Annotated in this window: 25 protein-coding genes; 13 read left to right on the plus strand and 12 right to left on the minus strand. The window is 37.0% G+C overall.

What is annotated here, in order from left to right:
* Positions 1 to 6 precede the first annotated feature (6 nt).
* The 3 genes from BM207_RS01870 to BM207_RS01880 are packed head-to-tail and all read left to right on the plus strand — an operon-like array spanning position 7 to position 1,960.
* Positions 7 to 405: a DUF983 domain-containing protein gene (locus BM207_RS01870; protein ID WP_090991853.1), complete on the plus strand. Its 399-nt coding sequence runs from the start codon at positions 7 to 9 to the stop codon at positions 403 to 405.
* An 18-nt stretch (positions 406 to 423) separates the two neighbouring features.
* Positions 424 to 1,086, plus strand: a complete 663-nt coding sequence (locus tag BM207_RS01875) for a DUF2461 domain-containing protein (protein ID WP_090991854.1) — start codon at positions 424 to 426, stop codon at positions 1,084 to 1,086.
* 10 nt (positions 1,087 to 1,096) lie between these two features.
* Positions 1,097 to 1,960 (plus strand): OmpA/MotB family protein, encoded by an 864-nt coding sequence (locus BM207_RS01880; protein WP_090991855.1) that lies wholly within the window; start codon positions 1,097 to 1,099, stop codon positions 1,958 to 1,960.
* An 8-nt stretch (positions 1,961 to 1,968) separates the two neighbouring features.
* Here BM207_RS01880 and rfbC read toward each other — a convergent pair whose 3' ends face one another.
* The 3 genes from rfbC to BM207_RS01895 are packed head-to-tail and all read right to left on the minus strand — an operon-like array spanning position 1,969 to position 4,669.
* Positions 1,969 to 2,523, minus strand: a complete 555-nt coding sequence (rfbC, locus tag BM207_RS01885) for a dTDP-4-dehydrorhamnose 3,5-epimerase (protein WP_090992061.1) — start codon at positions 2,521 to 2,523, stop codon at positions 1,969 to 1,971.
* Between the two features lies 1 nt (position 2,524).
* The gene (locus BM207_RS01890) at positions 2,525 to 2,827 is read right to left on the minus strand and encodes a DUF4286 family protein (protein WP_090991856.1); all 303 of its coding nucleotides are present in this window, start codon (positions 2,825 to 2,827) and stop codon (positions 2,525 to 2,527) included.
* Between the two features lie 30 nt (positions 2,828 to 2,857).
* Positions 2,858 to 4,669 (minus strand): tetratricopeptide repeat protein, encoded by a 1,812-nt coding sequence (locus tag BM207_RS01895; protein WP_245768005.1) that lies wholly within the window; start codon positions 4,667 to 4,669, stop codon positions 2,858 to 2,860.
* A gap of 323 nt (positions 4,670 to 4,992) precedes the next feature.
* Here BM207_RS01895 and BM207_RS01900 point away from each other — a divergent pair, with 323 nt between their 5' ends.
* The 3 genes from BM207_RS01900 to BM207_RS01910 are packed head-to-tail and all read left to right on the plus strand — an operon-like array spanning position 4,993 to position 9,178.
* On the plus strand, positions 4,993 to 6,798 hold the full coding sequence (locus BM207_RS01900) for a S9 family peptidase (RefSeq protein WP_245768006.1): 1,806 nt from the start codon (positions 4,993 to 4,995) through the stop codon (positions 6,796 to 6,798).
* Between the two features lie 14 nt (positions 6,799 to 6,812).
* The gene (locus BM207_RS01905; RefSeq protein ID WP_090991858.1) at positions 6,813 to 8,486 is read left to right on the plus strand and encodes a sensor histidine kinase; all 1,674 of its coding nucleotides are present in this window, start codon (positions 6,813 to 6,815) and stop codon (positions 8,484 to 8,486) included.
* Between the two features lie 2 nt (positions 8,487 to 8,488).
* Positions 8,489 to 9,178: a response regulator transcription factor gene (locus BM207_RS01910; protein ID WP_090991859.1), complete on the plus strand. Its 690-nt coding sequence runs from the start codon at positions 8,489 to 8,491 to the stop codon at positions 9,176 to 9,178.
* A gap of 28 nt (positions 9,179 to 9,206) precedes the next feature.
* On the opposite strand, the gene BM207_RS01915 is transcribed toward BM207_RS01910, so the two are convergent.
* From BM207_RS01915 to BM207_RS01930, 4 genes are read right to left on the minus strand one after another with little or no spacing between them, the layout of a single operon-like run.
* Positions 9,207 to 10,085 carry a UbiA prenyltransferase family protein gene (locus tag BM207_RS01915; protein WP_090991860.1) on the minus strand — a complete coding sequence of 293 codons (879 nt, stop codon included), beginning with the start codon at positions 10,083 to 10,085 and terminating at the stop codon, positions 9,207 to 9,209.
* Between the two features lie 27 nt (positions 10,086 to 10,112).
* The gene (locus tag BM207_RS01920; RefSeq protein WP_177217034.1) at positions 10,113 to 11,378 is read right to left on the minus strand and encodes a metallophosphoesterase; all 1,266 of its coding nucleotides are present in this window, start codon (positions 11,376 to 11,378) and stop codon (positions 10,113 to 10,115) included.
* Positions 11,375 to 12,850, minus strand: coding sequence for a P-loop NTPase family protein (locus BM207_RS01925; RefSeq protein WP_090991861.1), 1,476 nt, complete (start codon positions 12,848 to 12,850; stop codon positions 11,375 to 11,377). The genes BM207_RS01920 and BM207_RS01925 overlap by 4 nt, the downstream gene beginning before the upstream one ends.
* Positions 12,851 to 12,853: 3 nt before the next feature.
* Entirely contained in the window at positions 12,854 to 13,945 is a 1,092-nt protein-coding gene (locus BM207_RS01930; protein WP_090991862.1) for a vWA domain-containing protein, read from the minus strand.
* Between the two features lie 156 nt (positions 13,946 to 14,101).
* On the opposite strand from BM207_RS01930, the gene BM207_RS01935 reads away from it, so the two are divergent.
* Positions 14,102 to 14,527 carry a YybH family protein gene (locus tag BM207_RS01935; RefSeq protein WP_090991863.1) on the plus strand — a complete coding sequence of 142 codons (426 nt, stop codon included), beginning with the start codon at positions 14,102 to 14,104 and terminating at the stop codon, positions 14,525 to 14,527.
* Here BM207_RS01935 and BM207_RS01940 read toward each other — a convergent pair.
* From BM207_RS01940 to BM207_RS19345, 5 genes are all read right to left on the minus strand, one after another.
* A complete protein-coding gene (locus tag BM207_RS01940; RefSeq protein ID WP_090991864.1) occupies positions 14,524 to 15,804 on the minus strand; it encodes a DUF5690 family protein in 1,281 nt (426 codons plus the stop codon). The two genes, BM207_RS01935 and BM207_RS01940, sit on opposite strands and share 4 nt — an antisense overlap.
* A 56-nt stretch (positions 15,805 to 15,860) precedes the next feature.
* Positions 15,861 to 16,742, minus strand: coding sequence for a cupin-like domain-containing protein (locus BM207_RS01945; RefSeq protein ID WP_090991865.1), 882 nt, complete (start codon positions 16,740 to 16,742; stop codon positions 15,861 to 15,863).
* Positions 16,743 to 16,923: 181 nt separating this feature from the next.
* Positions 16,924 to 17,475: a fasciclin domain-containing protein gene (locus BM207_RS01950; RefSeq protein WP_090991866.1), complete on the minus strand. Its 552-nt coding sequence runs from the start codon at positions 17,473 to 17,475 to the stop codon at positions 16,924 to 16,926.
* A gap of 125 nt (positions 17,476 to 17,600) precedes the next feature.
* Positions 17,601 to 18,752: a radical SAM family heme chaperone HemW gene (gene hemW, locus BM207_RS01955; RefSeq protein ID WP_090991867.1), complete on the minus strand. Its 1,152-nt coding sequence runs from the start codon at positions 18,750 to 18,752 to the stop codon at positions 17,601 to 17,603.
* 102 nt (positions 18,753 to 18,854) lie between these two features.
* Positions 18,855 to 19,001, minus strand: a complete 147-nt coding sequence (locus BM207_RS19345) for a Na+/H+ antiporter NhaA (RefSeq protein WP_262497189.1) — start codon at positions 18,999 to 19,001, stop codon at positions 18,855 to 18,857.
* A 201-nt stretch (positions 19,002 to 19,202) separates the two neighbouring features.
* Between BM207_RS19345 and BM207_RS01965 the strand changes: the two genes are divergently transcribed.
* From BM207_RS01965 to porM, 6 genes are all read left to right on the plus strand, one after another.
* Positions 19,203 to 19,589, plus strand: a complete 387-nt coding sequence (locus BM207_RS01965; protein WP_177217035.1) for a hypothetical protein — start codon at positions 19,203 to 19,205, stop codon at positions 19,587 to 19,589.
* A gap of 270 nt (positions 19,590 to 19,859) precedes the next feature.
* Complete coding sequence (locus BM207_RS01970) at positions 19,860 to 20,810, plus strand: DUF4271 domain-containing protein (protein ID WP_090991870.1); 951 nt, start codon at positions 19,860 to 19,862, stop codon at positions 20,808 to 20,810.
* 16 nt (positions 20,811 to 20,826) lie between these two features.
* Positions 20,827 to 21,597, plus strand: coding sequence for a uroporphyrinogen-III synthase (locus tag BM207_RS01975; protein WP_090991871.1), 771 nt, complete (start codon positions 20,827 to 20,829; stop codon positions 21,595 to 21,597).
* Positions 21,598 to 21,907: 310 nt separating this feature from the next.
* Positions 21,908 to 23,233: a T9SS ring complex lipoprotein PorK/GldK gene (gene porK, locus BM207_RS01980; RefSeq protein ID WP_090991872.1), complete on the plus strand. Its 1,326-nt coding sequence runs from the start codon at positions 21,908 to 21,910 to the stop codon at positions 23,231 to 23,233.
* A gap of 34 nt (positions 23,234 to 23,267) precedes the next feature.
* Positions 23,268 to 24,077 (plus strand): type IX secretion system motor protein PorL/GldL, encoded by an 810-nt coding sequence (gene porL, locus BM207_RS01985; protein ID WP_090991873.1) that lies wholly within the window; start codon positions 23,268 to 23,270, stop codon positions 24,075 to 24,077.
* A 38-nt stretch (positions 24,078 to 24,115) separates the two neighbouring features.
* Positions 24,116 to 25,654 (plus strand): type IX secretion system motor protein PorM/GldM, encoded by a 1,539-nt coding sequence (gene porM / locus BM207_RS01990; RefSeq protein ID WP_090991874.1) that lies wholly within the window; start codon positions 24,116 to 24,118, stop codon positions 25,652 to 25,654.
* Positions 25,655 to 25,657: the final 3 nt, after the last annotated feature.

The following is a 25,657-nucleotide window of genomic DNA, read 5'->3' on the forward strand; positions in this document are numbered from 1 at the left end:
GCCAAAATGAAGAAAACAACCAAGTTGTACGCACTTATAAAGGGGAAATGCCCTAAATGTAGAAGAGGCGACATATTTACTGGCACTATTTACGGGTTTAATATTCAGCGGACTAATTATAGCTGTAGCCACTGTAAGCAACGGTTTGAAATAGAGCCAGGCTATTTTTATGCAGCTATGTATGTGAGTTATGCGATGAATATGGCCGAAATGATCGCGGCCGGTTTTGCAACCTATTACTTGTCGGGAGGCAGGTTAGATTTTGATGCTATTTGGATTTATGTAGTCTCTATTTTAATCGTCTCTTTATTGTTATCACCATTCAATTATCGATATTCGCGTATAATTTTATTGCATTGGTTATCGCCAAAAATAAAATATAATGCAACTTTTGACCGTGAATGAGTTTAAACAATTGAAGTTATGTTAAATAAAAAGACCTTCGAGTTTCTTGAGTTAATAGCCCAAAATAACAACCGGGAGTGGTTTGCTGAAAATAAGCAGTTGTATGAAGATGCAAAGGCTGATTTATTAGAGATGATAGCTCTGTTAATTAAAGAGTTTTCGGCTATAGACCCACAATACTCGGCAGATACGGAGCCTAAGAAAGTACTTATGCGGATTTATAGGGATGTTCGCTTCAGTAAAAACAAAGATCCTTATAAGAAGAATTATGGCCTCGCTTTCGATGTAAAGGGATATGGGCCTCACACACCAAGTTATTATCTTCACATACAACCGGGAAGCTGTTTCTTTGGCGTGGGCTTTTGGCAGCCTGAGACGCAAGTGCTAAAAATGATCAGAGAGGAAATTGACTACAACGCTTCGGAGTTTGTAGCAATCATTAACGCACCAGATTTTAGAAATACCTATACATTAAGCGAGGAAGATAAATTGAAAAAAGCACCAAAAGGCTATGAAATTGATCATCCTCAAATTGAGTTATTAAAATTAAAAAGCATTATTGCTATATATAAAATAGATGAGAAAGAATTTTTTAAGCCAACCATCGTTAATAAGTTGAAAACTGCTTTCGAAATTATACAACCATTTGTTTTATTTTTGAGAAAAGCGGTAGACCACTAATTACCATAAAATGAAAAACACTTTCTTAGCACTATCTATCTTTCTTCTAGCATCAATTATTAGTTCTTGCGTAATCTTATCGCCCAAAAAATATAAAGCCTTATTGGCTAAACAGGATTCGCTAAATACTGGGTGGACCGAGTCGCAGTTAAAAAGTGAAAGTTTAGAACAATTAATTGCCAGGTTAAGGAAAGATACTACCGGACTTAGTTCACAATTGGCAGATTTGCGGGCACAATATGCGGATATGGATGCTAATTATAATAAATTACGTAGCAATAGCTCTTCAGAGATTAATAAACTTTCGGGCAACCTTGATAAACTATCGGAGGATTTAAAAAAGCGTGAGCAACGCTTGAAAGAGGTGGAAGAGATTCTGCGTAAACGTGATGAGGCAACCAATCAATTGAAGGCGAAATTGCAGGAAGCATTATTGGGCTTTACAAAAAATGGTTTAACTGTAGAAATTAAGAACGGCAAAGTGTATGTTTCGCTTACCGATAAATTATTATTCCCATCGGGAAGTATCATTATTGACGAAAAAGGGAAACAAGCCCTAACACAACTTGCAAACGTGTTAAAGCAACAGCCTGAAATAAATATCGCTGTTGAGGGTCATACCGATTCTCAGAAAATCAACAATCTGGGGCAGATTAAAGATAATTGGGACTTAAGTGTGCTGAGATCGACCTCGGTAGTACGCTTTTTAACGGAAGAGCAACGTGTTGAAAGTGTGAGAATGACCGCCACTGGTAAAGGAGAATTTCAACCCCTTGGTTCTAACGCCACTGCAGAAAGCAGAAGTAAAAATCGTAGGATAGAGATTGTGCTTTCTCCGAAATTGGATGAGCTGTATGATTTGATCAAGAAGTAGCTGGGGTGTTAAAAAGGGCTTTCTAAGGATTTAAAGTTGGGTAATGCTAAATCTTTCTCTGATAGTAAGAAATCACTTTCTTTCAATGAATTTCGCCAATTGATCTGAAGATCTTGATCGTTCCAGCTTACACCGAACTCTGAACCTTTGTGATAATAATTAGTGACTTTGTAAGTAAAGATGGTTTGATCTTCTAACGTTAAAAAGCCGTGTAAAAATCCTGGTGGAACCCATAGTTGTTTATGGTTTTCACCGCTTAATTCAATTGTAAAATGATGCCCGTAAGTAGGAGAGTTTTTTCTGATATCAACGGCAACATCCAGCACACTACCCTGTAAAACCCTAACCAATTTACCTTGTGCGAAAGGAGGTAGTTGGGCGTGTAAACCTCTTAGCGTGCCTTTTTGCGATAAACTCTGATTATCTTGTACAAAATTAGCCTCAATCCCTTTTTCTTCGAAGAGTTTAGCACTATAGCTTTCATAGAAATAACCTCTGCTATCATTCCATAACTTAGGCTCTATTACAAATAGATCTTTAATGGGGGTGTCTATAAATTGCATATTAATCAATAAACTCCATTAGTGAACGAAAGGCAACAAATCTATTTTCGAATTTCGCTTGTACCTTAGCTTGTAGAGCTGGAGCGAAATTTGCCTGATAATCCTCATAATCTTCAAGGGTTTCGGCAATATATTGGGAGCAAAAAGTCGTACCTTCATTAGGAGAATCTACTACTTTTAATAAGCGATTAGAAACAAATTTTTCGGTTGCCAAAACCTCTGGGACATGTATTTCTTTCATCCACTGAAGCCATTCGTCGGCAACAGCATCTTCGATTATTACGGTTACATTGTATAATAGCATTTTGCAAAGGTAATTAATTTGGTTAACCAATCAACCCAGGTTATCGCCTCGTAAATTTCTAAATCTTTTTCGAGCTTCAGCATTGAACATGCTACCGGGATAATTGCTCATTAATTTTTGATACAATATTTTAGCCTGGGCCACGTCATCTAATTTCTTTTCATATAAATCGGCTAAAGTAAATAAAGCGTCGTCAATCCAAATACTATCGTTATGGGAGTCGATCAAATCTTTCAGCACTTCAACAGCTTTGGCCCATTCGCTGGTTTTTAGGAAAATTTTGGCTTTGGCCATTAAGATATCATCTGCTAAACTATTATTGGGGTATAATAGGGGAATACTATCTAATTTTGACAAGGCGAGTTCGGGTCTGTTTTTAAATTGGATCATTTCTGCTTTAGCATACATTAATAGTGCAAGACTATCATTTTTAGCTTGCAGGTTATCAGAAATTAACAGGCTTAAGTTAAGCGCATCGTTTGCAATGAGCTGGGAGGTTGACGCTTTTAAAACATCTGCTTGGGATTTAGCATAATTAAAATCGCCCTGGTAAAAGGCCAGCCTGGTAGAGCGGAATTTAGCATCATTACCGATCGGTTGATTCTCGAACTGTTTTGCTACCTGTTCATAAGTTAAAACGGCTTCCCAGGGTTGTTGAGTGAGGATATAGGTGTCTCCAAGTTCCAATTTTATCCTTCCAATATCCATTGAGGCGATTCCTGGAATAGTAAGGCATTCTTCTAAAGCGGCTTCTGCTTTTTTAATATCATTTAAATAATAGGCCTGCAAATAAGCCCATCGTTGGAGCGCAAATAAAGTCTGCGAGTTTTTCCCGTACTCCTCTAAAATGCTTTTATATTGATCTGCCAAAAGACTGATTTCCTGGGTTTCATATTTACCGTTGATTGCCAATTGAAATCTGGTGTTAACAAGGTGAATTCTGGCTGGCAAATAATAGGGGTTTTCTTTTCCTTTGGTTAAAATATATTCATATGCCTTAATGGCGGTTGAATATGCTTCGTTAGCGATAAAGGTATTTGCAGTATTGAACAGTAGCGCCCCCTCGTCCTTAATGCGCTTATCTTGTGCAATTAATTGCCTCAATGCCATGTCATATTGCTGCTGTTGTAAGAACTGCCAGATAAATAACTGGTTAAAAACCTCTGTGTCGGGTTCTTTCTGGATCTTTTTAAGCAGGGCAGTTTGCAGTAGTTGGTAATCGCTATTGCTTTCAAATACAGATGAAAAAGCATTTTGTGCCTGGGGCAATAATTGCGGAGTTGTACTAAGAACAGTGATATATTCTTCTATTAATTTTATTTTATTTTTCTTGAAACGATAAATGCTGATGAGTTCATAAATAAACGCCTGGTCGTCATTTAATAACTTTCTTCCTTGTAAAAATGTACTGATTGACATATCATAGGCTTCAAAGCGATAAAAATGATTGGCCAGTTCTCTGATACTAAACTCATTTTTTTGCACCTTGCTAATCACATCCAAGAAGATCTTATTTGCTTCGGCTGTGCGACCGCTTTCTAAATAAACTCTTCCCAAAGCAATAGGATATTGCGTTTTTAAGGGGGATTGTGGAATCAATTTCTTAATGATATTTTCAGCTTCTGCATACTTTTTTATTTTAATGAGGGAGGTGAAATAAAGCTCAAAATAATTGTCATCCTTTGTTTCATTAAAAAGCTTTTCTAATAAAACCGCAGCTTTTTCATATTCAGCTTGCTGATAATACTGGAAAGCAAGTGCCTCATTGGCACGGTCTTGCGCTTGAAGGAAAAAAAACGAAAAGCTAAAAAGGATAAATAAGCTTAATTTCTTCAGTAGCATAGCAGGTTTTTAAAATTGATTTTTTTAAAAAAAAATTAGTCAATGATGGTATAAAACAATACTATTGCTAAAATAGCGAAATTGTAACAGCGTATTCTAATTGTTACTCATATTTTATTTGAATAAAGTGCAATCTTCTTACATTGAGTTGGAAATGCCAATTTTATAAAGTAACAATGTTAATGTTTAATGGCTTTTCCATACTGGGGATACGTATTTTTGCCCTACGAAATAATATGACGATTGCGAAGAAATATATAGGACTTATATTAATTACCTTATTCCTTGCCTGTAAGGAAAAAAATAAAGTGAACGTGATACCTGTGGACAATTTTTTTAAGTCGCAGGATAAAGCTACCTATCGTCTTTCTCCAAACGGTGAAAGCATATCTTATTTAAAATTGCAGGACAAAAAACAAAATCTTTTTGTTGAAGACTTAAACACTGGAAAATTAACGCAACTGACAAAGCTAATTGAAAAAAATATCAGCTTTTATTCTTGGGTAAGTAATGACGAGTTGATTTATTATAAAGAAAAGGTGGGAGAAAGATATCAAGCGGATCTTTTTATCATTAACAAGGAAGGCAAAAACGAGAGACAATTAAGTGTAAATGAAAAAGCACGGATTAGGATTTTAGAAGATAAACTTATCGATAATAAATACCTGCTGGTACTTTCTAATAAAAGAGATTCAACGGTTTCTGATGTTTATAGATTAAACGTGAGAGATGGTAAAATGCAGATGGTAAGTCGGAACCCTGGTAATATTACGGGTTGGATGACTGATAGCAAAGGAAAAGTGAGATTAGCTTCGTCAAGCGATGGTGTAAAAGAGACATTGCTGATTAGACAAAGTGAGGATCAACCATTTAAACCCATAGTTACTATCAATTTTAAGACTACCTTAAGGCCTATTGCATTCTCGGAAAGCGAACCGAACATTATGTATGTTATTTCTGATGTTGATAGAGATAAATCTGCTTTGGTAGAATTGGACTGTTTAACTGGCAAGGAACGACGTGTGCTTTTTGCAAATGATACGCTTAATGCGGTTGATGCGCAGTACTCAAAAAACAGAGGAGAAATGGATTATGTGGTTTATGAAAGTTGGAAGAAACAAAAACATTATCTAAATGCAAATGCAAGATCTTTTTATCAGAAGCTGGATAAACTAGTGCCTAATACTGAATATAGGATTATTGATAGAGATAAAAATGAGAAGATATTTGTAGTAAGAACTTTTACAGATCGCAATCCAGGTTCCTATTATTTGTACACAGCGGAGAGTGGTAAGCTGAAAAAGTTAACTGATATTAATTCGGCGATCGACGAAACACAGATGTGTGAGATGAAGCCCATTAAATATACCTCAAGAGATGGACTAGAAATTAATGGCTATTTAACTTTACCATTAAACTCTGATGGTAAGAATTTACCAGTAGTCGTGATCCCGCATAATGGTCCGGGTCAGAGAAATACCTGGGGCTTTAATGCCGAAACCCAGTTTTTAGCAAATAGAGGGTATGCTGTTTTTCAAGTAAACTATAGAGGTTCATCGGGCTATGGGAAGAATTTTTATGCCGCAGGCTTTAAACAGTGGGGAGGGAAAGTGCAGGATGATATTGATGATGGAGTAATGTGGTTGATTACCCAGAAAATAGCTGATCCACAGAAAATAGCTATTTATGGCACAAGCTTCGGCGGCTTTATTGCATTGAATAGTGCTATTAAAAGCCCGGAGCTTTATAAGTGTGCAGCTTCAAATTCTGGGGTGCTTAATTTATTTAATTACTTGATTTCTATTCCTCCATATTTTAGATCTAATTTGCAGATGTATTACGACATTGTGGGAAATCCGGAAACTGATGCGGATTACATGCGACAGGCTTCACCAGTTTTTCATGCTGATAAAATTAATGTGCCTATTTTTATCACCCAAAATATTAAAGATCCAAGGATTAACCCTAGTGACGCAATACGGTTAGTGAAAGAGCTAAAAAAACGGAATATACCTGTTACTTACCACGAAAAAGAAGACTCTCCTTTCTCGATTAACCGGGAAGAAAGCAGGCAAAAGGTGTATGCTGCACTTGAGCAATTTTTAGAAAGCAATTTGAAGAAGAAATAAGCAATTCGAATAAAATGGCTTCAGAAAAGGATAGTGGTTATCGGAAGAACTTCTCGTTGATTGTTACTTTTATTGTACTGATCTCGTTGGTATTTGTACTGTCGCTTTTTCTAGCTTTTAATTTTAGCAAAAAAAATATTGAGAATGATTTTGTATCAGCGAAAGCTAATGTGCTGGAAGAAAGCATCAAACCATACAATGACTTCTTCTTGAATAAACTACAAGAAATCTCTTTTTATAATGGATATTTAGATTCTGCTACCGCGACAAGATTTGTGGATACCATTTTAAGGGATTATCCATTTGTATCTAAGGTTACTTTTTATGATACGGAAGTAAAGAATATAAAGTATGAGGGATATGGCGTAAACGCAGGAGACTTTACGATAGGCATGAAGAATGTGTATCAGTTTGGGCATGATGTACCCAAAGACTCTATTAAGATTTTTGGAGAAGATGAAACTCGCCATCTGTTGAAACCAGGAGATTTTAACACACTTTCGTTAAAGCTGATTACTTTTATCCAAAAACTAGACACCACTAAGGTTCCATCACCGGAAGAATTATTTAGCAATTTTACGAATGTACAAACTAACCGTATCGATTATTTTAATATTCCAAGCTTTGAGTTGCTGAAAACCTACAAGCGTATGGTTACTACAAAACTGGCTTCCAATCCGGTATATCAGCTGGACATGTTTTCATTTGAGCTCGATCAAACCAAGATAAAAATAAAGAATACGAGGCCGCTGTTGTATCAGGACGTTAGAATTGAACCGATTAGTTATGATCCTCTGGTTACTTCATCTGATAATATCACTGGCGAGATTACGCTCGGGGGTCCATTCTCGGATTATAAGCTCTATTTTATTTCATCTAAATCTTTTGTGAAAAAGGAAATCTTTAGCTACTTTTTACCAATAGCTGCTGTGTTGTTTCTATTTTATGGTGTTTTGGTACTGGTAGCGTTTTTGATTTACCGCAATTTAAATGTTAACCATAAGATGTTTAAACTCCAATATGATTTTGTAACCAATCTTACCCACGAGTTTAAAACACCGGTGAGCGTCATTAAAATTGCAGGAAACAATATTAAAAGCGCTACGAGCTTAACGCAAAGGGAGCAGCAGTTATATGGTAAAATTTTAGATGAGGAAGCCGATAAGCTCAATGGTTTAATGAATAAGCTATTAGCTTTTACTCAAATAGAAAATAAAGCGATTACCTTAAATAGAGATGAAATAAATATTGAGGACTTTATAGAAAGCACCATAGAAGTTCATAAGCTAAAACATCCGGATTTTGATTTTACCTATGAAATTTATGGTTTTAAGACGTTTATAGCCGATCCGGTACTATTAGGGAGCTTATTTGATAACCTGGCCGAGAATGCTTATAAGTATTCGAATGAGGGGCAGAAAAAACTGCACATTACTGCTAGGTTGATCAAAGACAAAGTAGTATTGCGGTTTAAAGATGCTGGTATTGGTATTCCATCATCAGAAATAAATAATATCTTTAAAAAGTTTTACCGTATTCAAAACCGATACAACCAAAATGGGAGTGTAGGTTTGGGTTTGGCCTTTTGTAAAGAACTAGTTAACTTTATGAACGGTGAAATTTCTGTTAGAAGTACGGTAAATAAGGGATCAGAATTTAAAATAGTACTACCATATATAAATAATTAAAGATGTCGAAGGGAATAAAAATATTAATCGTAGAAGACGATGAAAATCTTAGATTTTTAGTAGTTCACCGTTTACAGGCTGAGGGTTATCAGGTGCTCGAAAATAGCGATGGTTTAACCGCTGTGCAGACAATTATGACTGAAAAGCCAGACATTGTATTATTAGATTGGATGTTGCCTGGTAAGGAAGGTGCGGAAGTTTGTTCGGAAGTGAGAAAAGCCGGCTATGAAGGATTGGTTATAATGATGACTGCAAAGGCACAAGATGTTGACAAAATTGATGCGTATAACTTTGGGGCCTCTGATTATGTTACGAAGCCTTTTAACATGGATGTACTGGTAGCAATGTTAGATAGTAAGGTTAAGTTTTTATTGAACAATGATCGATCGGAAATCCATCGTTTTGGAAACATGGAGCATCATCCGAATATTCACACGTTGTTTCGTGATGGAAAGAAAATAGAATTAACCATTTTAGAAAACCGTATTCTTTTATACTTTTTGCGTAACCCGAATAAAGTGATAAATAGGGACGAACTGATGTTAGTAGTGTGGGGTTACAATTCGGACGTAAATACCAGAACTTTAGACATGCACATTGTACGTTTGCGTAAAAAAATTGAACTAAATCCAGATAACCCGCAATTATTACAAACGGTTAGAGGAATTGGTTACCGGTTTAATGCGGGGTAGGAGATTTGTGCGTTGTAAGTTGTACGAGTTAAATAAAACTTAAACCGCACAAGATTATATATTGCAATAACATTGTTCCGTCAAGAAAAAAGAAATAATAATATTCGTTTCTTTTGAGGTTTGATTTGAAAATTAACCATCCTGTTAAAAAAATGGTTAGGGCAAGACCTACAACATCCAGATTAATGGTTTTGGTAAACAAAATTAATAAGATAAGATAAGCACCTAATAAAGCCTGGCAAAAGATCCAGGCTTTTTTTTCGCCTAGCATTACCGGAATAGTTTTTAATTCGTAAAGCTTATCTTGGAATAGATCTCTGATATCAAACGGAATAGTTATCGCGCAAATAAACAGAAAGCGTTTAGCCACTAATAATAAAGTTTCGCCGAGGGATACAGAAATGCCATAGTTATTTTCCAGTTCGACAATGGGTAGTAAAACACAACTTACCGACCATACAAAGGCAATTAGAAATAATTTTATACCGGGTAAATTCCTTAACCCAATTTTCTTTTGGTTGACACTTAAAAAAGGAAGGTTATAGGCTATGGCAATGATTCCGACAAAGCTCATTAGCAATTTTGCCTGGATACTGAGGTATAGTAAGGTAATTGGAATGATGCAAAGTGTGGCAATTAAAGTGATAGAGATAATTAAACGGTGATGTGAAAAAATCCATCTAACTCTTTTAAAGGGTGATTTATGAGGCTCTTTTGGTTTTGCTAAGAGCATGCTCAGATTATAGACCAGTAAGGTTGAGAAGAAGACAAAAGCTAATACATATTTGTCTGCCGGGACCTTAAGGAGATAATAAGTAACCAAGCCTTGAGCGACAGCGCAAAAAGCAATGAAAAGATTGCTAAAAAGCAGAAAATCCAAAACAGAAAAAAATGCTCTTTTTACCATCAATTAAAAATTAAGCATAAGTCGATATCAAGATCGCTTTAACTCAAATATCGTAATTTCTGGCAAAATTCCTACACGACCTGGATATCCTAAAAAGCCATAACCTACATTTACGTAAAGCTGTTGTTGCTGCGCTTGATATAAGCCTGCCCATTCTTTATAAATATACTGCACAGGGCTCCACTGAAATTCTTTTAAACGCACTCCAAATTGCATTCCGTGTGTATGACCACTAAACATGGCATCAATGTCAGGGTATTTTTCGAGTATTTCCCCTCTCCAATGCGAGGGATCGTGCGATAGCAACAGTTTTACGGGTAAATCTTCTGTGTTTTGTACGGCCTGATCCATTTTTCCGTATTTAGGGAAGCGTCCCATTCCCCAGTTTTCGATACCTAAAATTCCAATTTCCTCCCCATTAACTTTTAATCTCCTGTTTTCATTCATTAGCAGATCGAAGCCCATTAACTTATGGGTTTTAATCATGTCTTGCAGGTTTTTTATTTTTGCAGGGGAGCTTTCTTTGCCAAAATAGTAATCTCCATAATCATGATTACCTAACGTGGAATAAACACCTAAGGGAGCTTTTATTTTAGCAAAAATGTCTTGGTATTCGGAAACTTCGCTGGTTAAGTTATTGACAAGATCGCCAGTGAAAAAAATAAGATCGGGTTTCTCTGCCAGTAATAAATCTACACCACCTTGCACGGCTGTTTTATTGTAAAAGCTGCCCGAGTGGATATCTGATATTTGCGCTAATTTGATGCCGTCGAATGCTTTTGGAAGATTTGGTAATACGAGTTTAACACGCTTGACGTGATAGTCATACGCTCCTGATACGATGCCCCAACTGAGAGAACTTAAAGGAACTGCGGCGGCTACCAGACCGGCTTTTGTTAAAAAAGCGGAGCGACTGATGAGGTCGTTTGTTGGTTTGTTGGTTAGGTTTTTGGTTTGCTGGTCAGTTTGTTGTTTGGTTTTACTGAAGCCACTAAGTTTATTAATTCCCCGTCTAATATCATCTACCACGAAAAATGGGAGCATAAACATTTTTGCAACGGCCGACAAGAAGAAAGCAACCAGGATAACTGCTCTTAATGTTAGGAATAAGTTTAGAAATATGGCAGCAAAGACACCAATGATCAGTAAGATGTTGAATGTCCACCACGCTATAGTAAAGTTTCTTTTTACTTTGGCAGACCATTTTGTGAAAGAATTTATGATTGCTTTATAACAGTAAAAATCCAATAACAATACTAGTAAGCATATGACGAATAACAAGTAAGATCTCATTCGTCCTCGTCGGCTAAATCTACATTGAAAAGACTATCAAACATATCTGAAAAGCCAAAGCCGCTGTTTAGGTAGTTTTTGCTTAGCTGTGAGAATTCGGCTAGGCCATGAAGTACAAATTCCATTAATAATAAGCTTTGGTTTTCGCTTAACTTGGGATGAAATTTTTGCACAACTTCTTGAAGTCCATCAACTTCTAGCAAAGCTTTTTTGTAAGCCGGGAGGGTTAACTCGTCTCCAATGTCGAGGGTATTACCCTCCGTAAACCATTCGGTTATTTTGCTGTAGGGATTGGCGTTTCTGCTTTTCTTCGCTTTTTCGGGGTCGGGGAAGTATCTGGCAAATAAATGTTTAATTGATTTGCCAATTAAAGTATGTGCTACTTTCGCAGGTCCTTCTAATTCGCCTTCATAGACTAATTCTATTTTACCGGTAACTGCCGGAATAATTCCACTTAGATCGGCTAACCTAGCAAAGGTAGTTTGTTCGTGATTGATCAGCATTCTTCGCTCAGCATTGCTCACCAAGTTTTCATAGGCAGAGATGGTTAGGCGTGCTGAAACGCCCGACTTTTGATCGATAAATTCACTTTTTCGGGCTTCGAAAGCTACTTGCTCTACTAAGTCTTTAATCAGGCCATCTACTTCAATTTGGGAGCGCTGTTCAGTACTAAGTTTCGCTTCCTGAAAAGTAATTTTTTTAGCTATCTCTACTGTCTTCGGATAGTGTGTTAAGATTTGGCTTTCTATCCTGTCTTTTAATGGTGTTACAATACTGCCACGATTGGTGTAATCTTCAGGGTTTGCGGTAAACACAAACTGAATATCTAAAGGCAAACGGAGCTTAAAACCTCTGATTTGAATATCCTTTTCTTGTAACATATTAAATAAGGCAACCTGAATTCTTGCCTGTAGATCGGGCAGCTCATTGATGACAAAAATACTTCTATGGGCTCTTGGGATAAGTCCAAAATGGATTACTCGCTCATCGTTATATGTTAACTTAAGTGTGGCGGCTTTAATCGGGTCTACATCGCCAATTAAATCGGCTACTGTTACATCGGGCGTTGCCAATTTTTCGGTATAACGTTCGCTGCGGTGTTGCCATAAGATTGGCGTTTCATCACCTTTTTGTGTAATTTCATTTTTGGCAAACCAGGAAATCGGATTCAAAGGATCGTCGAATATCTCGCTGCCAGCAACATAGGGAATGTATTCATCTAATAGGTTTACTAATAAACGGGCGATACGTGTTTTCGCTTGTCCGCGCAAACCCAATAATAATATATTGTGACGAGATAGAATAGCTGTTTGTAATTCGGGAATTACCGTCTCATCATAACCTAAAATGCCTTCAAAGCCAGCTTCTTTGTTTTGTAGCTGCTTGATCAGGTTTTTTCGCAGTTCGTCTTTAACGCTTAATGATGTATAGTTGCTGGCTTTTAATTGGCCTAGTGTTGTTATTTCTATCATTATTTACTTAAATGTTTTTCTTCTGTTCTTAATATAATCTTCAAAAATGTATTCTCCCAAACCGGTAAGAGAACTATAAAATGCCCTACCTCCATTTATTTGGGTGAACTGTCTTACAAACTGCTGAAGATAGGGGTCTTGAGCAATCATAAAGGTGGTGATTGGAATATTTAAACGTTTGCATTGTGCAGCCATATTTAAGGTTTTTCCAATTACTTTGCGATCTAATCCCATGCTATTTTTATAATATCTCCCATTTTCTTTTAGGCAGGTAGGTTTGCCATCGGTGATCATGAAGATTTGTTTATTATGTGTTTTTCGTCGTCTGAGTAAATCGGTTGCCAATTCCAATCCTGCCAAGGTGTTGGTATGGTAGGGGCCAACTTGGAGGTACGGAAGGTCTTTAATGGTGATTGGCCAAGCGTCATTCCCAAATACTACGATGTCGAGCGTATCTTTTGGATATTTTGTTTTAATAAGTTCCGCTAATGCCATCGCTGTTTTCTTTGCTGGCGTAATCCGGTCTTCCCCATATAAAATCATCGAGTGGGAAATATCTATCATGAGCACAGTGGAAGTTAGGGTTTTATAGTCTTTTTCTTCTACTTCTAAATCACGTTCTGTTAAAGTAAAATTTCCAATGCCATGGTTAATTTGCGCATTTTGGATGGAAGCTGTCATGTCGATCTGGTCTAAACTGTCGCCAAAGGAAAATTCTCTCCTGTCTGCATTTTTCTCTTCACCAATTCCAGAGATATTGCTATTGTGATTTCCCTTTCCGGCTTTTTTTAATTTTCCGAAAATTTCTTCTAATGCCGATTTGCGGATGGTTTGTTCTGTTTTGGCTGTGATTTTAACTTCTCCGTTTTCTTCTTTGATGTATCCTTTTTCTTTTAAGTCATCCATGAAATCGCCCATGGCATAGTCGTTATTGGTAAACTTGTATTGTTTGTCCAGTTCATTCATCCATGCTAAGGCCTCACCTGCATCTCCCGCAGTATAGTTTAGCAATTCGGTAAAAAGCTTCAGCATTTCATCGAAGCCCCCTTTCGGGCGCTCATCAGGCGTAAAATCAGAAAAATGAAAACCTCTCATATTAGGGTATTAACGGAATATCGAAGGTAAAAGTTTAGGATAGAAGTATTTTAAGCGGGATGTCATATTTGCTCGGCTGGAGCGACGAGCGACGAACTTTTTGCGAGCATAGAAATTAGAATGTTTTAGTAGATTTGTTTTATCAATAATTTAGCCATGAAGAAAATTTCAATCCTTTTATTTTTAATAGTTACTGTATCGGTGCATGCCCAGAAAGTGAGTGATAAACAAGCGATTTTAAACGTATTGGAAAAACAGCGTAGTGACTGGAATAAAGGCGATGTAAAGGCTTATATGCAAGGTTATTGGAAAAGCGATAGTTTATTGTTTGTAGGAAAGAATGGACCTACCTATGGCTGGCAAAAAACCTTAGAGAATTATGAAAAGGGATATCCAGACAAAGCAGCTATGGGATTTTTGACTTTTGGCATTAAAAAGGTTAATCTCATTGCGAAAGATCAAGCCTTTGTACTAGGAAGTTGGCATTTGAAACGTGAAAAAGACGAACCAAAGGGGTATTTCACTTTATTGCTTCGTAAAATTGATGGTATTTGGAAGGTTGTGGTTGATCATAGTAGTTAAGCAGCTCGGGATGACAAAGTGGTTAATTTTTGATATTTCTTCGTAAAATATACCAGTGAAAACAAGGTAATTAGACCCCCAACGATGGAGAGAATTACCACGCTATTTGAGAAAAAGGTAACCCAGTTAAGTTGTATCTTAAAAATTTCTTTACTCATGAGAACGCCAATACTACCCACATAGCCGAAGGAATCGGCAATGTAGATTAGGAAGCCAACGTTACTTGTGTACTTGAAGGTTGAGATTAACCTATCAAAGAATACTGCATTAAAGGGGATATAAACCATATATAAACCTAATCCTACTAAAGTCATCCACCAAATGGGAGATAGGTAATTGATTTTGAATAATATTGTACAGGTGCCAGCTAAGATGAAGCCTGCTAAGATGAAATAGTGTGCTGTTTTTAAAGCGGTAAAATTATTTTTAATTAATACCATACTTCCGATTAGGACAAGTACAATTAAGGTAATTGGCGTTTCTGTTTTAGAAAAAATAGCTGGTTGATTAAAGAATCCCATTTCCTTCCACATCTCTGCTCCAAAATTATCTCTGATGTCTCTAAATATAGTTGCGAAACAATAAATTAATACGCAGGCAATTAGGCCTCCTAGGAATTCTTTGATAAAATTACGTCGGTCATCTTTCGACATGGGTACTCGTTCAGCTCTATAGGTTACATCATCTGCTGTGGGCGGTGGTATCTGCTCCATTAAGTAAACAAATAAGAGCAGGGGCAGCGCAAACGCTAAGCCGGTATAAAATGGTACCCAAAATTCGGAAATGCCGAAATTAACCATCAGCCAAGCGCCAACAGATTTAACAAAACCTGAGGCAAAAATAAAGCTTACTGCTAAGGTGGCTCCAATAAAATCGGTACTCCTTCGTCCCTCGACATAGGAAAATACAACACCCCAAAGCATTCCCAATGGGAAACCATTTAAGAATAGGAAAACGATATTATAAGGTACTGGGATTAAGGCAAAAAGCAACCAGCAAAGCCATGCAAATGCTGTTAATATTAAGATAATTTTACCTCTTCCAGTTCGTTTTAATTCGGAGATGTATTTGATGCCATAGAACTTTGCCAGGAGATATCCGAGCATCTGGCAGATGACCAACACAGTTTTATAGCTATAACCGGCTATGGTGATCCCATCAAAAGTGGCGACGGTAAATGATTTTCGGAAACCGAATATCATGGTATAGGCCAAAAAAACAGCTATTGCTGCGTATAGGCCAGTTTTAACTTGATTGTTGTTTTTGAAGAGACCCATGCTTATTATCAGATTTTCAAGTTGAAGATAACTTAAAAATCTGTAAGTCGAGGCGACTATTTGGGACTTCCGTTACGCATCGCTCTTTCAGCGATTCTTACAGCGCCTTTTTCTCGCCAAGCTGCATATTTTTCTTTGAAAGCCATTTTTATTACGCTGTCTACAGCGCCATGTCTAAATAAGCTCCAAACACTGGCGATTTTACGAGAAATAGATTGATCCCAAGCTCTTAAACTTAAAGAGAATGAACCATCTACATACTTCATCCAATGCCACATGCCAGTAGGCATAAATAAGGTGTCGCCGTGCTCTAAAAATACTTCGTAGCCTTCTACGCCTTTAAGCGCTGGGAATTTCTCAAAATCAGGGTTATCCACTTTATAATCTTCTAAAGCATAAGTAGCGTTAGGTAAGCAGTATAAACGGTCTTTCCATTTATAATCAAAAAGGATAATGTGCTTGCGGCCCCCAAAATGGGTATGGAAAATATGAGGTAAATCGATGTCGTAATGTAAGAATGTTACAGAGTTGGATCCCCCAAAGAACATTGCTGGCATGCTTTCAATAAAGCCGCCCATTAAATCTTTAGGGATTTTAATATCATTTATCAGACTGGGAACTTTCTTAAATAAGTTGAAGAAGAAGATTCTCAATTCAGTAGGTTCTCTTTTAATCAAATCTAAATAATCACCGAATTTCATATGGGCTGTTGCCGCATTGATTGGCTTTGAAGGATCTGCTTTAGAATTGTCGTATAGCGGGACTTCTAGGTCACCTCCAATTTCCTTTAAATAATCTGTTGTCCATTTTTCTCTGGCGGGCCAATCTTTGGTTAAGCCTTTAATAATCAATGGTTTTCTAGCGTCGAGGTAATTTTTTTTAAAATCTTCTCTGCTAATAGTTTCAACGGTGTCAACAGGTTTTAAAATGAAACTCATATGCTGTTTGTCTATGTTTTACGAGGATACAATCTAAATTATTTTCCTCACCACAAAAATGTAAATTAATATTTGAAAAAAATAATTCGCTTTACAAAATGTTAACAGTATGATAATAATCAAAAAGAGCCTCCTTAATTTTTAAGGAGGCTCTTTAAGACAGATTAAAATAGACGATTTATTACTTTGGCATAAGCACTGTGTCAACTACATGGATTACACCATTGCTTTGAAACACATCTTTAATTGTTACCATAGAAGTTCCCCCTTTTTCATCTTTAAGCATTAACTTTTTGCCTTCCATCCAAGCCCATAATTTGCCGCCTTGTACGGTAGTTAATTCTGCTTTTCCATTACCAGCTTTAATTGCTGCGGCGATTTCTTTGCTGCCCATTTTGCCTGCTACCACATGGTAGGTTAAAATGGTTGTTAATGTTTTTTTGTTTTCCGGTTTAACAAGAGTAGCTACTGTTCCAGCGGGTAGTTTATCAAATGCGGCATTTGTTGGTGCGAATACGGTGAACGGTCCGGCACTTTTTAAAGTTTCTACTAAACCGGCTGCTTTAACGGCGGCAACTAAAGTAGTATGATCTTTCGAATTCACGGCATTATCAACAATGTCTTTTGTTGCGTACATTGCTGCGCCGCCAACCATTGGATTTTTTTGTGCTTGCACTTGAGTGCTGATTGTCATAGCTACTACGACAATTGTAGATAGAATTATTCTCTTCATAGTTTTATATTTTATGAAGACAGATACGGAGAAAGAAATAGCTTGGATTTTTAGAACGAGGTTTTTTTTTCGACTTCGTAAGTCGACCTAAAATAAGTCGACTTACGAAGTCGGTTATGAATCGGTCAACTTACGAAGTCGTTATCGTCGTCATCTGTAAAAAGTTCCACAGCCAGGCCATCAGCAAATAGTTTTCCAGTTTCACTCAAAATTATTTTATTATCAAGCCTAATAAGTTTGCCATTTTCGATAAATTCTGCAGCTTGGGATAAGGTTTGTGCTGTATATTTTTGCCCAAATTCTGTTGATATTTTTGTAAGGTCAACGCCCCATTGGGTACGCAAAGCTGTCATAATATACTCATTAAACTGGTTCGTGATCGACAATTCTTCAATGGTTTCTGGAAGGGTGCGGCCATTTAAAGCGGCGAGGTATTGTGCATTATTGGCGACATTTAGATACCTTGTAGTCCCGTTGAAACCATGGGCCGATGGGCCAATTCCTAAGTATGGTACGCCTCGCCAATAATTCGTGTTATGTACAGCATAGCAACCTGGCATACTATAGTTTGAGATCTCGTAATGCTCAAATCCCGCCTTGGTTAAATGCTGATTGAGCATGAGGAATTGAGCGGCGCTTTGCTCATCGTCCAGACCAGTTTGCTGGCCTTTTTTAATAGCGGCAGCTAAAGCAGTTCTGGGTTCGACTGTTAACGAATAGGCGGAGATATGCGGTGTTTTTAATTCGATTGCCTGTTGAATATTTGCCAACCATTTTGGGTCGGTTAATAAAGGATACCCATAAATTAAGTCGATACTCAAGTTCTCAAAGCCTGCATCCTGACTTCTTTTAATACAGCTTTCTGCTTCAATTGCGGTATGTGCTCTGTTCATCCAAACTAAATCTTCCTCAAAAAAAGATTGGATGCCAATGCTAAAGCGATTGATTGGTAGCTGCTTTAAGGCTGTAATTTTTTGCCCATCTAAATCATCTGGATTTGCCTCCATGGTAATTTCGGCAGCGCTTGCAATGGTAAAACACGAAGTTAAGGTGTCGAATATCTTTTGATAGGCTTTTGCAGGCAATACAGAAGGAGTGCCACCACCAAAATAAATACTCTCAATCGTTTCTGCTAGCAGACGATCTTTTTTGAGCATAATCTCTTTGCAAATTGCATCCACCATTTCATCAGCATATTTTAAGGAAGTGCTAAAATGGAAATCGCAATAAGTACATGCTTTTTTACAGAATGGGATGTGAATATAGATGCCGGCCATGTTATGAACCTTGATTAGATGAACTTAAAATGAGGGTAAAATTTATAGTTGTTTTGTTCATTATCTGTGTATAATAATTTCAATTTTTCTTTTACTATGTTGTTACTTAAATGTTACTCGTCTCGATTTTCCACTAACGAAAGTAACAAACATTGTTTCATCTAACCTACATAGCAATTCACGTTTTAGCTCCAGTCCAATTACAAAAAAGAAGATTGCCATCAATCCGTCATTGATCCAGATATGCAAGAGTTATTTAGTTGGGGTCTTTCTGGCTGCTGGCATATTGAAGATTAATTAGTGTACATTTCGTCAATTATAGCCAAAAATAGTATTATTGTAAGGAATTAAATCACTTTACTTTTGTATCTTGATAGGAGTTACTTGTTTGTAACAATTCAGGTACTTTATAGTCAAAAGGTATAGTGTGAAATTAATTGGCTGAACCACATGATTCTAATCGCGAAATGGGTAGTGGTACTTTTTGGATTGTTTCTTATCTGTATAGGATTGCTTATGCTCTTTGCCCCACAGAAAGCTAGAGAAACTTTAAGAAAGGCTGGCAGTACCAATTTTATCAATTATGCTGAAATAACCTTCAGAATGATTCCTGCAGCGGGAATCATCATCTATTCGGACTATTCAAGATTTCCAGAGATATTCAAGATATTTGGATGGTTTATGTTAGCAACCTCTGGTGTTCTTTATCTTGTGCCTAGAAGAATTCACCACGCATTCTCTATGAGCGCGGCAGACGTTCTGAAGCCGCTCTATTTCCGTTTGTTATCGCCATTAACATTGCTATTCGGGGTTGCAGTGATTTATTGCGTAATCTAGTTAGTTTAAAAGATTAAATAGAGGTGTCTAGTTTAGAATACCAATTGATGGGTTGCGATCTTAATCTGAAACGATCATTTTTTTCCACATGATATGGCGATAAAAACCTAATTAAGGTACCTTACCTCTGTTCTTAAAAAGTTAAATATAAGGGTAAGATTTGCGTGTTAACTTATTCCAAAAAGCTTTGATATAAGTGCTTGATAAAGCGATTAGGAAATCAAAATAATAAAGCACTATTTTTGCGATGGCTAATATCTAATCTGTTCTATGTACCAAAAGCTTATTCTGTTTCTTCTTTTAGGTCACTACACTTTCGCACAACAGCCTGGTGTTGATTCATTAACTCAAAAGATCAAACTGGATGCCCGATATTTAGACACTGCAATTATTCAGCAGCAAAGTGTTCGGGATACTGTAGCCCCCGTTTTGCTTCGCACATTAGATTCTTTACAGCGAGTGCAATATGATGACAGTGTTAGGAGAACTTTTGGATTTCCATTTTTCAATCTGCAAGATGCGGTCAAAAATTATAAACGAGCTGATCAAATTCCTCAATATCAAGAAGGAAAACCCATTGAAAGAAGGGACCTATGGATTGTCGCTTCAATTGCTTTCCTACTTATTTTGTTTGCTGTATTAAAGAATTTTTTTGATAAACAACTCACACTGCTCGTTCAATCTTTTTTTAGCAACCGGATACTTGCTAACGTAAATAAGGAAGAAAATTTATTTACTTCTTGGCAATTTTTATTGTTATTTATTCATTTCGGCTTTACTATTGGCTTATTTTTTTATCTAGTTGGACGCCATAAGGAGTTGAGCTTTGTGAAGGACGGCTTTTCAGCATTCATCAGTATTTCAATTGCTATTCTGATTCTTTATGCCTTAAAGATTGTAGTTCTAAAGATGCTAGGCTTCTTTTTTAAAGTGCAGAAACCTATCAATGAATATGTTTCTATATTGTATCTCACTTATTTTAATGCATCATTTTTGTTCATGCCATTGGTAATTGCCTTTGCTTTGTCGCCAGCTCCGTATGGCAAATTTTATATGGCAACTGCGATTGTTTTGTTGTTGATTATATTTGTTTTTCAGATGATTAGAGCGGGATTTACTATTTTATCTCAAAATCGATTTTCAAAAGTCTATTTATTATTGTACTTTTGCACCCTCGAAATTTGCCCTATATTAATATTAATCAAGGCAATAGGATTTTAAGCGGTAATTATTTAAAATGCAGGAAAAGAACGAAGATAGGGTACTCAAGGTAAAAAGTATACTAGTTACATTGCCAAAGCCCGAAACAGAAAAATCACCTTATTTTGACTTAGCGAAGAAGTATAATTTAAAAATTGATTTTAGATCTTTCATTCATGTTGAAGGTGTTGCAGCAAGAGACTTTAGAAAAGACAAGGTTAATTTAGCAGATTTTACGGCCGTGGTATTTACGAGTCGCAACGCGGTTGATCATTTTTTCAGAGTTTGTGAAGAGATGAGATATGAAGTGCCGGCTGATCTAAAATACTTTTGTATTTCGGAGTCGACGGCATTATACCTACAAAAGTATATTCAATATAGGAAGCGAAAGATCTTTTTCGGAAAGCAAACTGCTTCTGATTTAGCGGAGGTTTTGAAAAAGCACTCGACAGAGAAATTCCTTTATCCATGCTCTGATGTAGCTACTGAAGACACGATGAACTTTCTTCAGAAAAACGGATATGACGTTACGCCTGCGGTTTTGTTTAGAACAGTGGTGAGTGATCTTTCCGATCTTGCTGAAGTTTTTTATGATGTGATTGCATTTTTTAGTCCATCAAGTATTCAATCGCTTTACACAAATTTTCCTGATTTTAAACAAAATAAGACTCGAATTGCTGCTTTTGGACTAAATACTCATAAAGCTGTGATGGATGCTGGACTTATTGTAGATATTGCAGCTCCAAGTCCGGAAGCACCCTCCATGATTATGGCAATTGAGAATTATATTAAGAAGTCTAATAAATAAGATAATTGAATTCAAATTGAATTGGAAACCCTCTCAAAGTTAACTTGAGGGGGTTTTTTTATTCTCCTTGGCTTTTCACCTCTATGAGGTGAATGTTTTTGATGATGCGTTTTACTTTGAGTCGAAAGGATAAACCGAAGCGTTAAATACGCTTAACAAGCTTAACGACAATTATTTGAAGTAGTCATGCGGGTAGGGACTGGTTGATTCCATTGTTCAATTTGTTTTTTTTAGGTAAAATATTGTTTATATCGATGATTTTCGATAAAATTGCTATAAATATAGTTTTGATATTGCTATAACTAATAGTATGAGAAAAATTTACTTTCTTGGTTTTCTGATTATTTCAAGCCTTTTTATAGGGTGTTCTAAGAATGGTCAGCAAGGAGAACTGGTAGGCGCTTATAATAAGAAATTCAAGAATAAAACCATTCCATTGGGCATGGTGTTTATTCCGCAAGGAAGAACGTTAATTGGTATGACAGATGAGGACCTGAGTTTTTATCAAGGGTCCCCAAGTAGGATGACTTCATTTACGGCCTTTTATATGGATCAGACGGAGATTACCAACGCCGAATACAGGCAATTTGTAAACTGGGTGAGGGATTCTATTGCGATCACTTCTATGGGGCAAGCCGGGGCGCCAAACCTGTATAAGCCTGCGCCTACAGGAACCACTCCAGCTGGCCCACAAAGCATTAACTGGAATGCGGCTAGTAAAAGTGGAGTGCTTTGGGGAAAAAATAATCAATATTCAGCCAAGCTACAAAACATGTATTATAGTGGTAACGATGCTATTTCAGGGAGAAATGAGATAGATGTGAGACGATTAAGATATGCCTATGAGTATGTTAATTTAGGTTTAGTTGCTGAAGGGAGAAACGACTCTACCAAAAGCAGACAGGATTTTATTGAGAGATATTTAGACAATCCTACTCCTGGAAAGGCAAATGAACACCCATCAGTGAATGTGTATCCTGATACCATGGTTTGGAGAATGGACTATTCTTATTCCCAAAATGATCCAATGGTTGAATCTTACTTCAATCACCCCTCGTACGATGAGTATCCGGTTGTAGGGGTGACTTGGGAGCAGGCTAATGCTTTCTGTAATTGGAGAACTGTTTTTTATAACAATGTTGCAGCAGCACGTAAAATCCCGGTTAATTCGAGAAATAAATACAGGTTGCCAACAGATCAAGAGTTTGAATACGCTGCAAGAGGTGGCAATACTAAAACAACCTATCCGTGGGGCGGGCCATACATCATGAACATCAAAGGATGTTTACAGGCTAACTTTAAAGTGGGAAGAGGGAATTATACGGATGATGGTGGAATGTACACCGTAAATGCAAAATCATATTTGCCAAACGATTACGGTTTGTATTGTATGGCGGGTAATGTTGCAGAATGGACAATTACGGCTTATAATAAATCGGCGACTAGTTTGTTGTTAGATTTTAACCCCAATTATACGAGTAATAGAAAAGGTAATAAAGTAGTGCGTGGAGGTTCGTGGAAAGATATTGGTTTTTTCCTTCAAAACTCCGTGGGCACCTACGAAATGCAGGATAAGCCTAGATCCTATATTGGCTTCCGTTGTGTATCTGATTTCGCAGGTAACAGCATCAACTAACTTCAAACAATAAAACAAAATTTTAAAATAGCATATGGCAGCAAGAAAACAACCAGGTTGGTTACACGTAGCGATTTCCTGGGGAGCAAGTATAGTAATTATCGGAGCATTGGCAAAAATTGTGCATTGGGGAGGCTCCTATGCCAATTATATTATCGGAGTAGGCCTCGGTGTAGAAGCCGTATTGTTCTTTTTGACAGGGTTTTTTCCTCCTGAACCTGAATTGCCTTGGGAACGCGTTTATCCAGAATTAAACCCTGGTTTTGCGGGAGAATTACCGAAAGCAACAGTTAGAACTGCGCCTGCTACAGGTTTCTCTTCCACTGCAGCACTTGACAAAATGTTAGTGGATGCGAAAATTGGTCCCGATCTTATCGAAAGTTTGGGAACTGGCTTGCGCACTTTTGGAGATAAAGTAGCCGCAATTTCAACTGTTTCTGACGCAGCACTTGCTACGAATGAATTTACCGGTAAAGTTAAGACGGCAAGTACCAGTTTCGACAATTTGAATACAGCATTTGGAAAAGCGACCGCTCAATTAGTGGAAATGGGCGAAAGCAACATTGATTCTAAAGCATATCATGACCAAATAAATAATTTGGCTAAGAATTTATCAGCTTTAAACGCAGTTTATGAATTAGAATTACAGGATTCAAGTGCTCATTTAAAATCAATGAATAAATTTTATCAGAATCTATCGTTAACGATGAATAATTTCAATGAGTCGATGGAAGATTCGAAACAATTCAAGGACGAAGTAGGTAAACTGGCTAAAAATCTTTCTTCATTGAATGCTATTTATGGCAATATGCTTACGGCGATGAATCAACCACGTACAAATTAGTATTTTAATTAAATAACCATTACAAAATCTAATTAGACATGGCTGGAGGAAGAGAAACAACAAGGCAGAAGATGATTAATATCATGTATTTGGTATTATTAGCGATGCTTGCTTTGAATGTTTCAGACACAATACTAAATGCTTTTAAGAATATCAACGATAGTTTAGACGCTTCAAAAACCAATGTGAGCACGAGCCTTGACCAGCTATTCAGCGCATTTCAAAATACAGAATTAAAAAATAAGCCTGAACGTGCGAAACCTATTTGGGAAAAGGCAAATAAAGCTAGAGCGTATGCGGATGAGCTGAATAAAGAAATTCAAAGACTTAAAAATGAATTTAGAACTGCTGGTGAGGGGATTGATGAAGAGACAGGAGATTTCGTATTAAGAGAGAATATGGATATCGCTCAAAACATCATGCTCAACAAAAAGGAGGGACAAAAATTAAAAGCCAAAATAAATGAAACCAGAGCAAAATTGATCTCATTGCTGGATGCGAAAGCACAAAGAAATGTTTCTTTTTCGCTAGAAGCCAAAGACTCGGAGAAACCAATTAATGGTAAAAAGAAATGGGAAGAGATTAATTTTGGAGAGGGAACACCTTTAACTGCTGCAAATACAATCCTTACTAAAATTCAAGCGGATTTAAAGAATGCAGAGGCGGAAGTTGTAAAGAGATTGTTTAGTGAAATGAACCAAAATCAAATGACTTTGGATGTATTTAAGGCTGTTGCCGTACCGTCTGGAAGTTATGTAATCCAAGGTCAACCTTATAAGGCTGAAGTGTTTTTGACAGCAAGCGATTCGAAATCTAATCCTAGTATTAGTGTAGGAGGTAATTCCCTGAATGTAAAAGATGGTGTTGGAACCTATACGGGTAGTACAAATGCGGTGGGCTCATACACTTGGCGTGGAACAATACGTGTTAAACAAGCGGATGGGGAAATTAAGATATATGAAACCCAGCCAATTACTTATCAAGTTGCAAAGCCGTCTGCAACGGTTTCTTCTACGAATTTGAATGTAATTTATGCTGGTATTGCAAATCCATTTTCTATTTCTGCTCCGGGTTTTTCATTAGAAAGCATTAAGGCAAGTATTTCTGCGGGCTCTTTATCGGGAAGTGCTGGCAAATATATGGTAAATGTTCCGGGGAGTATGGTTGGTAAGGAAGTTACTATTAATGTATCTGGAACAGCTGATGGAAAATCGCTAAGTTTAGGAAGCAATAAATTTAGAGTAAAACCGATTCCTAATCCTACTGCTAAATTTGCAGGCAGAATGGGGGGCATAATTTCGGGGAATAAAATTGTGAATGAAGGTGTGGTAGTAGCGGCGATAGAGGATTTTGAGTTTGACGTTAAAATTCCGGTTTTAAGATTTACAGTTGTGATTGCTAAACCGAGGCAAGATGCTCAAACTTATAACTGCCAAGGGAGTGCTTTGAGTGCCCAAGCTAAATCGGCGATGTCTTCATTACCTTATCAATCGAGGGTTTATGTCGAGAATATTCAGGTTCAATTGCCAGACGGACGTACGCCGACGATTAATTCTATGGTATTTACAGTAAATTAAAAG

This window comes from Pedobacter insulae (genome assembly GCF_900113525.1).
GTDB lineage: Bacteria > Bacteroidota > Bacteroidia > Sphingobacteriales > Sphingobacteriaceae > Pedobacter > Pedobacter insulae.

What these genes read in the sequence shown, in the direction of transcription:
- BM207_RS01920 (WP_177217034.1), bottom strand. Translation starts at nt 11,378, where the DNA reads ATGAGATCTTACTTGTTATTCGTCATATGCTTACTAGTATTGTTATTG.
- BM207_RS01940 (WP_090991864.1), bottom strand. Translation starts at nt 15,804, where the DNA reads ATGGGTCTCTTCAAAAACAACAATCAAGTTAAAACTGGCCTATACGCA.
- porL (WP_090991873.1), top strand. Translation starts at nt 23,268, where the DNA reads ATGGCAGCAAGAAAACAACCAGGTTGGTTACACGTAGCGATTTCCTGG.
- BM207_RS01890 (WP_090991856.1), bottom strand. Translation starts at nt 2,827, where the DNA reads ATGCTATTATACAATGTAACCGTAATAATCGAAGATGCTGTTGCCGAC.
- BM207_RS01915 (WP_090991860.1), bottom strand. Translation starts at nt 10,085, where the DNA reads ATGGTAAAAAGAGCATTTTTTTCTGTTTTGGATTTTCTGCTTTTTAGC.
- BM207_RS01875 (WP_090991854.1), top strand. Translation starts at nt 424, where the DNA reads ATGTTAAATAAAAAGACCTTCGAGTTTCTTGAGTTAATAGCCCAAAAT.
- BM207_RS01970 (WP_090991870.1), top strand. Translation starts at nt 19,860, where the DNA reads ATGTACCAAAAGCTTATTCTGTTTCTTCTTTTAGGTCACTACACTTTC.
- BM207_RS01930 (WP_090991862.1), bottom strand. Translation starts at nt 13,945, where the DNA reads ATGAGAGGTTTTCATTTTTCTGATTTTACGCCTGATGAGCGCCCGAAA.
- BM207_RS01950 (WP_090991866.1), bottom strand. Translation starts at nt 17,475, where the DNA reads ATGAAGAGAATAATTCTATCTACAATTGTCGTAGTAGCTATGACAATC.
- BM207_RS01880 (WP_090991855.1), top strand. Translation starts at nt 1,097, where the DNA reads ATGAAAAACACTTTCTTAGCACTATCTATCTTTCTTCTAGCATCAATT.
- porK (WP_090991872.1), top strand. Translation starts at nt 21,908, where the DNA reads ATGAGAAAAATTTACTTTCTTGGTTTTCTGATTATTTCAAGCCTTTTT.
- BM207_RS01870 (WP_090991853.1), top strand. Translation starts at nt 7, where the DNA reads ATGAAGAAAACAACCAAGTTGTACGCACTTATAAAGGGGAAATGCCCT.
- BM207_RS01965 (WP_177217035.1), top strand. Translation starts at nt 19,203, where the DNA reads ATGATTCTAATCGCGAAATGGGTAGTGGTACTTTTTGGATTGTTTCTT.
- BM207_RS01895 (WP_245768005.1), bottom strand. Translation starts at nt 4,669, where the DNA reads ATGCTACTGAAGAAATTAAGCTTATTTATCCTTTTTAGCTTTTCGTTT.
- hemW (WP_090991867.1), bottom strand. Translation starts at nt 18,752, where the DNA reads ATGGCCGGCATCTATATTCACATCCCATTCTGTAAAAAAGCATGTACT.
- BM207_RS01905 (WP_090991858.1), top strand. Translation starts at nt 6,813, where the DNA reads ATGGCTTCAGAAAAGGATAGTGGTTATCGGAAGAACTTCTCGTTGATT.
- BM207_RS01925 (WP_090991861.1), bottom strand. Translation starts at nt 12,850, where the DNA reads ATGATAGAAATAACAACACTAGGCCAATTAAAAGCCAGCAACTATACA.
- BM207_RS01910 (WP_090991859.1), top strand. Translation starts at nt 8,489, where the DNA reads ATGTCGAAGGGAATAAAAATATTAATCGTAGAAGACGATGAAAATCTT.
- BM207_RS01945 (WP_090991865.1), bottom strand. Translation starts at nt 16,742, where the DNA reads ATGAGTTTCATTTTAAAACCTGTTGACACCGTTGAAACTATTAGCAGA.
- porM (WP_090991874.1), top strand. Translation starts at nt 24,116, where the DNA reads ATGGCTGGAGGAAGAGAAACAACAAGGCAGAAGATGATTAATATCATG.
- BM207_RS01975 (WP_090991871.1), top strand. Translation starts at nt 20,827, where the DNA reads ATGCAGGAAAAGAACGAAGATAGGGTACTCAAGGTAAAAAGTATACTA.
- rfbC (WP_090992061.1), bottom strand. Translation starts at nt 2,523, where the DNA reads ATGCAATTTATAGACACCCCCATTAAAGATCTATTTGTAATAGAGCCT.
- BM207_RS01935 (WP_090991863.1), top strand. Translation starts at nt 14,102, where the DNA reads ATGAAGAAAATTTCAATCCTTTTATTTTTAATAGTTACTGTATCGGTG.